13 protein-coding genes are annotated in these 9,801 nt (G+C 42.5%); 8 read left to right on the top strand and 5 right to left on the bottom strand.

Features of this window, described 5'->3' with window-relative positions; genetic code table 11:
* Positions 1-618: 618 nt before the first annotated feature.
* The 8 genes from ISP07_RS17925 to ISP07_RS17890 all read left to right on the top strand — a co-directional run bounded on the left by ISP07_RS17925 (position 619) and on the right by ISP07_RS17890 (position 6,692).
* The gene (locus ISP07_RS17925) at positions 619-1,551 is read left to right on the top strand and encodes a CHAD domain-containing protein (RefSeq protein ID WP_209328447.1); all 933 of its coding nucleotides are present in this window, start codon (positions 619-621) and stop codon (positions 1,549-1,551) included.
* Between the two features lie 30 nt (positions 1,552-1,581).
* A complete protein-coding gene (locus ISP07_RS17920) occupies positions 1,582-2,481 on the top strand; it encodes a DUF350 domain-containing protein (protein ID WP_062566277.1) in 900 nt (299 codons plus the stop codon).
* 73 nt (positions 2,482-2,554) lie between these two features.
* Positions 2,555-4,207: a polyamine aminopropyltransferase gene (locus tag ISP07_RS17915; RefSeq protein ID WP_228290674.1), complete on the top strand. Its 1,653-nt coding sequence runs from the start codon at positions 2,555-2,557 to the stop codon at positions 4,205-4,207.
* Between the two features lie 79 nt (positions 4,208-4,286).
* Positions 4,287-4,700, top strand: coding sequence for a YjfI family protein (locus ISP07_RS17910; RefSeq protein WP_063700564.1), 414 nt, complete (start codon positions 4,287-4,289; stop codon positions 4,698-4,700).
* 24 nt (positions 4,701-4,724) lie between these two features.
* Positions 4,725-5,417: a PspA/IM30 family protein gene (locus ISP07_RS17905; RefSeq protein WP_054554603.1), complete on the top strand. Its 693-nt coding sequence runs from the start codon at positions 4,725-4,727 to the stop codon at positions 5,415-5,417.
* A 71-nt stretch (positions 5,418-5,488) separates the two neighbouring features.
* A complete protein-coding gene (locus ISP07_RS17900; RefSeq protein WP_209328445.1) occupies positions 5,489-6,127 on the top strand; it encodes a hypothetical protein in 639 nt (212 codons plus the stop codon).
* Positions 6,124-6,441: a hypothetical protein gene (locus ISP07_RS17895; RefSeq protein WP_054554605.1), complete on the top strand. Its 318-nt coding sequence runs from the start codon at positions 6,124-6,126 to the stop codon at positions 6,439-6,441. Before ISP07_RS17900 ends, ISP07_RS17895 begins: the two co-directional genes overlap by 4 nt.
* 65 nt (positions 6,442-6,506) lie before the next feature.
* A complete protein-coding gene (locus tag ISP07_RS17890) occupies positions 6,507-6,692 on the top strand; it encodes a hypothetical protein (RefSeq protein WP_054554683.1) in 186 nt (61 codons plus the stop codon).
* On the opposite strand, the gene ISP07_RS17885 is transcribed toward ISP07_RS17890, so the two are convergent.
* The 5 genes from ISP07_RS17885 to ISP07_RS17865 all read right to left on the bottom strand — a co-directional run bounded on the left by ISP07_RS17885 (position 6,685) and on the right by ISP07_RS17865 (position 9,786).
* Positions 6,685-7,086 carry a hypothetical protein gene (locus tag ISP07_RS17885; protein WP_058585357.1) on the bottom strand — a complete coding sequence of 134 codons (402 nt, stop codon included), beginning with the start codon at positions 7,084-7,086 and terminating at the stop codon, positions 6,685-6,687. The two genes, ISP07_RS17890 and ISP07_RS17885, sit on opposite strands and share 8 nt — an antisense overlap.
* 13 nt (positions 7,087-7,099) lie before the next feature.
* On the bottom strand, positions 7,100-7,585 hold the full coding sequence (locus ISP07_RS17880; RefSeq protein WP_209328444.1) for a hypothetical protein: 486 nt from the start codon (positions 7,583-7,585) through the stop codon (positions 7,100-7,102).
* A 149-nt stretch (positions 7,586-7,734) separates the two neighbouring features.
* Positions 7,735-9,111, bottom strand: a complete 1,377-nt coding sequence (locus ISP07_RS17875) for a class II fumarate hydratase (protein ID WP_209328443.1) — start codon at positions 9,109-9,111, stop codon at positions 7,735-7,737.
* An 8-nt stretch (positions 9,112-9,119) separates the two neighbouring features.
* Positions 9,120-9,446, bottom strand: a complete 327-nt coding sequence (locus ISP07_RS17870) for a hypothetical protein (protein ID WP_209328442.1) — start codon at positions 9,444-9,446, stop codon at positions 9,120-9,122.
* Between the two features lie 145 nt (positions 9,447-9,591).
* Positions 9,592-9,786 (bottom strand): hypothetical protein, encoded by a 195-nt coding sequence (locus ISP07_RS17865; RefSeq protein ID WP_209328441.1) that lies wholly within the window; start codon positions 9,784-9,786, stop codon positions 9,592-9,594.
* Between the last annotated feature and the right edge of the window lie 15 nt (positions 9,787-9,801).

Genomic DNA, 9,801 nt, shown 5'->3' with positions numbered 1-9,801 from the left:
CTGGTCTAACAGGTTAGCGATCTCTAAAACGGCTTATTTCACCTTGCGCTAATTCGTCTTTTATTAATGAACTTTACATCTTCATTGTGCATGGCGAATTACCACGCTGTTGGGTTGTTTAGTACAGAGTCTCTCTCAGCAACACCCCCTTAGGAGGCACTTCAGTGCCGAATCTAGACCATAACAAACACATTCATGGTTAAAGCCATTCCTACGAGATGCGTATCTGAGACGTCAGATATTAGATGTCAGTTGATTTACCGGGTTTAGGTAACTGAGCTTCCCTCAGCAACAAACCCCGTAGGAGACACTTCAGTGCCGATTTCAGACCATAACAAACATATTCATGGCTAAAGCCATTCCTACAAGTAGACTTTGCCTAGAACCAGAGGAAGACGCAGCAACAAACCCCCACACCGCGCGGCTGAACGCTGACGGCTGAAAGCTCTGTGTTGGGTTTCGCTTCGCTCAACCCAACCTACGCCAGGCCTTTAAACTTTCCCCTTGCTAACTAGCAATTCACGACCTAATTTACCCTTTGTTGCAATTTTAATCTTGGTTTAGTACCTGAGCTATGTAAAACTATTTGCGTTTTTAAACCACAATCAGGTGACATGAATGTCTCAAATAAAAGCTTGGAAACTTATTAGCCTGTTTTGTTTGGTAAGCTTGCTTATGGGCTGTGAGTCGAAAGAAGAGCAGCTGAAACAAACAATACAACAATCCATAGAAAAAGCTGAAGTTGAATTAAATCAACTCGGTACAGCGCTTGATAATGGCTCTTTGCGTAATGCGACGATACTTAAACAATACGGCAAGGTGCTTGCTGAGCAACAACCGCAACTTTCTGAGATCGCCCGTGTAATTAGTCTTGATGCCACTCGTGAAGGGGCTATTTATTCAGGTCTTACACAACGCTTAGCAGATGTGAAGTCTACTTATCTAGTACCACCCTATGAAGATACCCTTCATCAACTTGACCTCATTCGTGATGCTGCCAAACCGCCTTTATTTCAAGATGCGCTGACAGATCCTATCAATATGCTTGCCGATATGTCGCAGGGGTCACTAGCGCGGGTTGGTGCAATTAGTGAAGCTGCTGAAGGTGAAAGTGTTGGTAACCAGTTAGTTGGCAACCCTAACTATGGGCAATGGCAAACAAATAGCAGCGGTACCAGTTTTTGGGTTTGGTACGGTATGTATCGCATGTTGGGCGATGTATTCGACCGAGTTGAATATGGTCGTTGGAGCCGTCATAGAAAGTATAGCTATTACAATGACTATGGCCGTTATCGTTATTCGAGCCCAAAACAGATTAAAGCACAACAAACGGTAGAGACGCGTACTCGACAGTCTTATCAACGCCAAGGTAAACAATTCACTAGTCCGTATGCCACTAAGCGCAGTGGTGCATCTGGATTAAGCCGTAGCAGCTATACGCCGCCACGCACACGCAGTAGCTATGCTTCTAGCAGTAGTTACAGTAAAAGCTCTGGGTCATTACGCAACAGCTCGAGCAGAACATCACGTGGCATTAGCCGCGGTAAGTAGTGAAAAGAATAACCACCGGAGTTACAACACATGTATGAATTTAATGGAATAACAACTTGGTCGTTGCAAGCTTTAGCAATCGACTTTGCAATCATTATCGCTTTATTTGTCAGCCTAAAATTTATCAAAGGCTGGGTATCTAACTTACACGCTAATGATGAAATAACTGAGCGTGATAATTTTGCTTTTGGTATTAGCTTTGCGGCAGGACTTGTGGCATTGGCTATTGTTCTAAGTGGCGTGAGCAGCGGCTCATTTGCACCAACCTTGCAACAAGAAGCATTACAAATGCTTGGATATGGTGTCATGGCGATTGTACTTATTAAGCTAGGTCATTTCTTCCAAGACAAGGTAGCGCTTCGTAAAGTGAGTCTGCACGACGAAATCGTTAAAGGTAATGCGACTGCTGCATTGATTGATTTTGGTCATGTAGTAAGTGTGGCTATCGTTATTCGCTCAGCTTTATTTTGGGTGGCAACTGAAGGTTGGCATGGTATTCCAATTGTGATCGCAGCTTTTGCGATTGGCAGCATTGCGATGCTACTGATCAGTCAATATCGCGTGCAGTTATTCAAACGTACTAATCGCAGTGGCGATTGTTTACAACAAGCGGTTATTGACGGCAACTTAGCTGTGGGTATTCGTTACGCTGGCTTTTTAGTGGGCAGTGCATTGGCATTAACTGCTGCATCAGGTATTGCTCCTTATGCGGCTGACAACATTGTAGCTAGTTTAGGTTACTGGGCATTAAGTGCAGCTGTGAGTTTAGTGGCTTTCATTTTACTACACTTAGTGACTATCAAAATCATCCTATCTGGTTGTGATATTTCAGATGAAGTGAACCGCCAGAAGAACGTGGGTGTAGCAGCTATCTCAGCAGCAATCTCATTTGCGATTGGTTCGACTATGGCAACCTTGTTAGGTGCCTAATTAAGTGTCTACTACAACAAGCGCCCCAAGTAGAGCCAATCTACTTGGGCATGATTTCCTATTAATAACTGTTATGGCCGTACTCGCTGGGTGCGGCCTTATTTATGAGTACCTGCTATCTCATTATGCAGGTCGTGTCTTAGGCTCGGTCGAGAGTGCCATTTATGCCATGATCGGCACCATGATTGTCGCTATGGGTATCGGTGCATTTTTAGCACGTTGGTTTAAAGATGCATTTACTGCTTTCGCGTGGCTAGAGAGTATTATTGCTTTGGTCGGCATGGGCTGTATTTTAGCGATAGCGAGCGTTATCGCTGTCAGTTATTCATTGCCGCATATCTTCTCCGAAATTTTTAACTTGCCTGCAGATACCGTACTTAATGGTTATGTATTTGAAAAGCTACAAGAGTGGTCACGTTTCTTACCCTATGTGTTTGGTCTGTTACTCGGGCTATTGATCGGTATGGAGATCCCGCTGATTGCGCGCATTCGCCAGCAAGTTTATGGTCGCTTTTTAGAGAACAATGCGGGAACTATTTACGGGGCGGATTATATCGGTGCCGGTGTCGGTGCTGCTATTTGGGTGAGCATTATGCTTGCTATGCCAATTATGCAAGCAGCAGCTTGGACGGCGTTATTTAATATTATTGCCGGCCTCGTGTTTCTATGGCGCTATCATCAGCATGTTCGCTTCGCTAAGTTACTGTTAGTTTGTCATGTACTGTTGTTGGTGTTTTTTGCGTTTGTGCTCGTGCTTGGCACCAGCTGGATGAAAAATCTAAGCAATGTTTTATACAAAGATAAAGTGATTTACTCGCAAGCAACTAAGTATCAGCATTTGGTGTTAACTGAGCGTTTGAGCCGCAATCAGCCCAATGCAATTACCGATCTTTACCTCAATGGCCGTTTACAATTCTCAAGTGTGGATGAGCAAATTTATCATTCTATGCTTGTCTATCCTGCTATGTTGGCCTCAAATCGTCATGACCGCGTGTTGATCATCGGTGGCGGTGACGGGCTTGCATTACGTGATGTTTTGAAGTGGCCAGTAGAGCATGTCACTCTGGTTGACTTAGATGGTCAGCTGTTAAACTTATTTGGTAATGATGTTGGCGACTATGATGCGCCAGAGAAAATCAGAACACGTTTAACAGCGCTAAATAAACATTCTATGAGCGACCCTCGTGCTGATATTCGCATTGCAGATGCCTTTTTAGAGGTCGAAGCAATGCTGGCAAAAGGCGAGCGCTTTGACACTATTTTAATTGACCTACCAGACCCTAATCACCCTGATCTCAATAAGATGTACAGTGACTATTTTTACAATCATGTACGTCAGTTATTGGCGCCTGACGGGGCTGTGGCCGTGCAATCAACATCCCCTTATCATGCGAAGAAAGCATTTTTGAGTATTGCTAAAACAATGAAAGCTGCGGGTTTTGGTTATGTTGAGCAATACCAACAAAATATTCCTTCGTTTGGTCAATGGGGTTGGACAATCGCGACTACCTCTGGCAAATCAGCAAGTCAGCGAATTCGTGAAACTAACGAATTACCCGTGCCATCTCGTTGGGTAAGCAAAGAATATTTATTGGCTTCTTTTGTGTTTCCGAATCATTTTTTTGAACAAGTAAACACGATTGAAGTCAATAGATTAGGTTCTGGAACCTTATATGATTATTACCGCCAAGCGTGGCAAGTTGAAACCGAATTGTACAAAAATTGATATTTTATAGTTGACATAATATGTCGGCTATGCAAATCTTAACTCAGACATAATATGTCAAAACGTAAAAAGGTGAGACATGGAATTAAATGAACTATCAATCAAACTGGCTTCTTTTGAAACAGAAGGTGTGAGCTTTGAGTCTTTCTTGATTGCCAACGAAGGTGAGCAAGATGTGTTACAAGTTATCGTCGATGGGAATGATGAGTTACCTATCTTTGTTACTCAAACAGAAGAGCAATTACTGTGTATTAGCTACCTGTTTGCTGAAGACGAAGTACAAGCAGATATGCGTAATGAGTTAAACGAAACGTTACTACGTTTAAATGTACCAATCCCATTAAGCGCATTTGCAAAAATTGATGATAAATACGCTATTTTTGGCGCGTTATCGGTTAATTCATCGTTTGATGATATTACCCATGAGTTGGTAACACTGGCAGACAATGCGATTGATGCACTTGAAGCCGTGACCATTTATTTAAACGATTAATTAGCAATTTCTGGAGTTAAGATTATGAGTATTTTAAAGAAACTATTTACAGCTGTACGTGGTGGCGCTCGTGAAGCAGGACAAGCAATTGTTGATGCAAACGGTATCCGTATCTTTGAACAAGAAATTGCTGATGCACAAAATGCCCTACAACGTGCTAAGAAAAGCCTGACCGAAGTAATGGCAAAAGAGATGCAAACGAAGCGTAAAATTAGCGCACTAGATGCATCAATTGCTGAACATGAAGCGTATGCAGGCCAAGCACTTGAAAAAGGTAACGAAGCTCTTGCATTAGAAATCGCTGAAAAAATCGGTGATTTTGAAGCTGAAAAAGCAGAGCACGAAGAAGTGTTAGCTGGTTTTAGTAACCACATTGTGCAACTAAAGCAGCAAGTTAAAGAAGCTGAAAAGTCGATTAAAGAAAACCAACGTCAATTAACAATGGTTAAAACGACTGAAAGTGTGCAGCAAGCAACAATGGCTGTAAACAGCACGCTAAATACGAACAGCTCATCAATGACATCAGCACGTGAGTCTCTAGAGCGTATTAAACAACGCCAGCAAGACCGCCAAGATCAGTTAGGTGCGGCTAAGCAATTAGAAGCAGACACTAATGGCGATGATTTAAAAGCGAAAATGGCTGAAGCGGGTATTGGTGATACCAACCCGAAAAGCGCGGATATTTTGGCGCGTATTAAAGCAAAACAAAACAGCTAATCAGTTAACGGAAAGACAAAAGGTAACCCACGCACTGGGTTACCTTTTTTGCTTCAACAAGGAGTCAGCCAATGTTTAACTTTTTCAAATCTAAAAAAGCCCCAGAGCGTCAGCTTACTGATCCAAGCCAATTACTCGTTGGTGATATGCTAACTGTGATTGATTCGTTCGCTTACCCAAGCTGGTTAAAAGGACAGACACTGCGTGTTATTGATGTGCAAACGTATCAGTACCAACGTAGTGCAGAGTATGAGCTGGTACTCGAGAGTGAATCTGGCCAAGTGGTGTTTTTGCAAATTGAATCAGATGACGGTGAGCAATGGGCAAACTTTGCGATCAAAATTCAACGCGACGATGTTGATGAGATTTTTACCCTTGATGAGTTCGCTCGTATTTTTGATGAAGACGAATTAACGGCAATTAACGTGCAAAATAGTCCGGAGCGTTTTAGTCACTTTTTAGCATCGAGCTACAAACAATCAGAAGCACCTTATGTGTGTTATTTCCATAATAAGGACTACCGCAATAAGCCTTTACCTCTTTATGAAGATGAAGGCGGTGAACCGTGTGAAATGATCTGTTTAAGCTCTGACGATGAATCGCATAGTTTAAATATTGAGATTTGGGAAGGCGGTGAAACAGAGGTATCACTGACGTTAACCAGACCAATTAGCGATATTGTTGACTTATTTCCTGGGGATGCCAAGTGAGTGATGCAAAAGCCAAATGGCAGCGTCAGGAGCAAGCCGTTAGAGCCACGCAAATGGCGTTTGATTTAAGTTCTGAAGTGCAAAAATCAATTAAGAAGCAAGCCATTGACCAAGAGCTTACGCCATCAGATATGATCCGTAAGATTTTGGAGCTCGACGTTAAGTCGAAAAAAACCAGACAGCGTTTATCGTTTAACTTAAATGATGAAGAGATTGCTTTATTGGCTGAGCGTTTTGGCGTTGCAGCCGATGATAAGCGTGCTGTGAAACAGCGCGTGGCTGAATTACTCATTGAACACAGTAAAAAAAGCTAAGGTTTTGCCTTTACTTCTTTAAGCCCTTACACTGAGACTAGATGTTTTAAAGAAGTGGCATGTCTGTGGATATTATTTTACTTGCGTATTTAGTTATTTTTGCATTATTTGGCACTGCAGCAAGTTACTTTGTTCGCTACATTTATGCTTACTGGGTGCATAATACAATGCAGGTTAAATACATATATAAGGCCGGGATTTGTATCATCAGCGTGGTGATAGTATCCGGCCTTATTGCATTATTTACTTAATCTCGATTGCTTGGCACTGCTGTGAAATACACAGCGATTGTACAGGCAGAACTGGTGAGCAATCGTTAACAGTTAATGCTTGATCAGATGACTTCTCAGCCGCTGTAATTCGCTCTGCAAGTTGCTCTGCTTGCTCTTGTGTGTTGTTTAACGTTGAATAAACCACATAGCGACTTGGGCCACCACATGCCCGCTCACCAACTTCTAACACTTTACATTGAAAGCTCGCAGTACAGCTATTATTACTAACGATATCGTTCAGCTGATCATTTAAATCACCTAGATCAACGCGTGCAGAGCTACCCGACGTTGTTGTTTCGCAACCGCTTAAAGCAATGCTTGCTAAAACAGTTGTGGTGATGAAAAGTTTCTTGAAAGTCGATGAACGAACCATTATTGCTTATTCCTTAGTATACACTTGCCGCTGAGCCTTCGATTCTAACACAAGTATTCTCAGAACACTGCGCACCTGGTGCGGTTAGATGCTGACAAATACTCATCATGTCGTTTGCTGCGTTAAATTGCTTTTCAAGGGCGGTGATATCTTTTGCAAGTTTTTCAACCTCAGCAGTGTCAGCTGTTTTAGTTGAATACACAATGAAACTACTTGGGCCGCCACAGGCACGACTACCAACAGGTAATACTTTACATTGGGTGCTGTTGTCACAGCTTGGATCATCGATTAATTGTTTAAGTTGCTCATGGGCAGAGCTAATAGTGGCTTTATCTGGGGCTGCTTTGGTCACTTCCTTAGCGTTTTTTATTTCAACGGCTTTTGGTGCCTCGACAAGTTTATTGTTGGTTGCCGTTGATTCGGCTTGTTCATTAGTTGCAGCGTCCGAGCACGCAGTTAATAACACAGGAAATAAAATTGCCAATAGTGGATAGCGCATAACATACCTAAAAATCGTTGAATAAGTACTCACTATCATACACATTGCTCAAAGTGGAGCAATAAAAACGTTAGCTTTCAGTAAGTAGCTCTGTATTCACAGAGCTACAGTAAGATAAAAGTTTTACACCTATCTGCAATAAATAGGTATTACAAACCACCTTGGGTTAGTTTGGCAGGGTTCAGTAACTCGCTCAGTTCTTCGCGCGAAATATCCGTATGCTCAGCAGCAACATCAATAATAGGACGACCTTCTTGATAAGCTAATTTGGCAATTTTTGCGGCTTTGCTATAGCCGATCACCGGATTAAGTGCAGTAACCAAAATTGGGTTTTTAGCGAGCGCTTTATCAACATTGCTTTGGTTTACTTTAAAGCTGGCAATCGCTTTATCTGCCAGTGCTTCACTGCTATTTGCCAACAGTTCGATACTTTGCAAAATGTTTAGGGCAATCACAGGTAGCATTACATTGAGCTCAAAGTTACCAGCTTGACCAGCCACTGTAATGGTCGCGTCATTGCCAATGACTTGTGCGCTGACCATAGCTGCCGCTTCAGGGATCACAGGGTTTACTTTACCCGGCATAATTGATGAACCTGGCTGTAAAGCCTCAAGCTCAATTTCTCCAAGCCCTGCAAGAGGGCCTGAGTTCATCCAGCGTAAGTCATTGGCTATTTTCATTTGTGCTACAGCAAGTACCTTTAGCTGGCCTGACAGCGCAACAATGGCATCTTGTGAGCCGATGTTATAAAAGAAGTTTTTGCTTGGGCTAAAGCGAATACCTACATTCTCACTCAAGTGTTGGCAAAACTCACCGGCAAACGCTGGGTCGGCATTTATGCCGGTACCAACTGCTGTGCCACCTTGTGCAAGTTCACAAACCCGCTCAAGAGCTTGGCGAATGCCTGCCATTGCATGATCCACTTGTAACTGCCATGCAGCCAGTGTTTGTGAAAAACTCACAGGCATTGCATCCATTAAATGAGTGCGACCGGTTTTAACAATATGGCCCACTTCGGCTTGTTTGTTTTGTAGGCTTTGACTGAGTTTATCGAGTTTAGGAAACAGCTCATAAATGATGTTAATAGCGCTACTTACAGCAATCGCAGTGGGGATCACATCATTTGAGCTTTGTCCCATGTTCACATCATCGTTGGGGTGAATGGTTTCCCCTGCAAACTGGCTCGCCAGCGTTGCTATAACTTCATTGGCATTCATATTTGAGCTAGTGCCAGAGCCTGTCTGAAATACATCAACAGGAAACTCTGAAAAATGCTTACCATCGATGACCTCTTTGCATGCTTGCTCAATGGCTTTGGCTTTACTTTGGCTCAAATGGCCTAAAGCAGCATTACTTTGCGCGGCAGCTTGCTTAATGTAGGCGAGGGCGGTGATAAATTGCTTAGGCATGGCTAAGCCACTAATTTGAAAATTGTTGATAGCGCGTTGCGTTTGAGCTTGATACAACGCATTGGCAGGGACTTGTAGCTCACCCATGCTATCTGATTCGGTTCTAAATTGGCTCATAAACACTCCTAAATCGGGTTAAATTCTTGGCTGAGAAGGCACGCTTCTCGCTCCAAACTGAAATACTTTTCAATACAGTTATGAGTTTTGTAGTAACGCTTTAGCACAAGTTGCGGTTTATAAAGCTGGGCCAAACATTGTTTACGAATTGCATTATGCACTAATGAATCACACATCTTTTCAAGTAGTTCATGAAAGGTGCGTCTTAGATACAGCTCTTGCAAAATAAAGTTGTGATGCTTTTCGTAATAGCGTGCAATGTTTAAACCCGCTTCAACATAGTTAGCAACAAGCGCAGGGGCATGTAACCCAGGTCTTTGGCAAACACATTTCATTTGCCGCTGATAATGGAGCATAGCATTGTGAGAGTGCATAGAAAAACCGATTAACTGTAATGATAATTGTTATCATTACAGTTAATCGGTTTTAGTGCAATTCTTATATAAAGAAGCTAAGACTGAATGGATTAACTGTGTGTGATTAATTGTAGCCGAGAATAAAAATCTGGTCTGTTTCATGTTTTTTCGGCGCCTGTACATTTTCTTTGTTACATTGAGAAAGAAGATCGATCACGGTTGCTCTGTCGTCACAACTTGTTAAGGCGGCTTTTTCGCTTTCAGCTCGTTCGCTGGCTGCAAGTGCTGCATCTACAGCGGTGTAGGGTGAGATAGTCATAATATTGCTCCTATT

The organism is Pseudoalteromonas sp. PA2MD11, assembly GCF_017808125.1.
In the GTDB taxonomy this organism is placed as follows: domain Bacteria; phylum Pseudomonadota; class Gammaproteobacteria; order Enterobacterales; family Alteromonadaceae; genus Pseudoalteromonas; species Pseudoalteromonas simplex.
This window is presented reverse-complemented; position numbering and strand designations above follow the sequence as displayed.

Coding starts and splice junctions, on each gene's coding strand:
- ISP07_RS17880 (WP_209328444.1), bottom strand. CDS start 7,585: ATGCGCTATCCACTATTGGCAATTTTATTTCCTGTGTTATTAACTGCG.
- ISP07_RS17865 (WP_209328441.1), bottom strand. CDS start 9,786: ATGACTATCTCACCCTACACCGCTGTAGATGCAGCACTTGCAGCCAGC.
- ISP07_RS17875 (WP_209328443.1), bottom strand. CDS start 9,111: ATGAGCCAATTTAGAACCGAATCAGATAGCATGGGTGAGCTACAAGTC.
- ISP07_RS17910 (WP_063700564.1), top strand. CDS start 4,287: ATGGAATTAAATGAACTATCAATCAAACTGGCTTCTTTTGAAACAGAA.
- ISP07_RS17870 (WP_209328442.1), bottom strand. CDS start 9,446: ATGAAATGTGTTTGCCAAAGACCTGGGTTACATGCCCCTGCGCTTGTT.
- ISP07_RS17885 (WP_058585357.1), bottom strand. CDS start 7,086: ATGGTTCGTTCATCGACTTTCAAGAAACTTTTCATCACCACAACTGTT.
- ISP07_RS17915 (WP_228290674.1), top strand. CDS start 2,555: ATGGCCGTACTCGCTGGGTGCGGCCTTATTTATGAGTACCTGCTATCT.
- ISP07_RS17900 (WP_209328445.1), top strand. CDS start 5,489: ATGTTTAACTTTTTCAAATCTAAAAAAGCCCCAGAGCGTCAGCTTACT.
- ISP07_RS17925 (WP_209328447.1), top strand. CDS start 619: ATGTCTCAAATAAAAGCTTGGAAACTTATTAGCCTGTTTTGTTTGGTA.
- ISP07_RS17920 (WP_062566277.1), top strand. CDS start 1,582: ATGTATGAATTTAATGGAATAACAACTTGGTCGTTGCAAGCTTTAGCA.
- ISP07_RS17905 (WP_054554603.1), top strand. CDS start 4,725: ATGAGTATTTTAAAGAAACTATTTACAGCTGTACGTGGTGGCGCTCGT.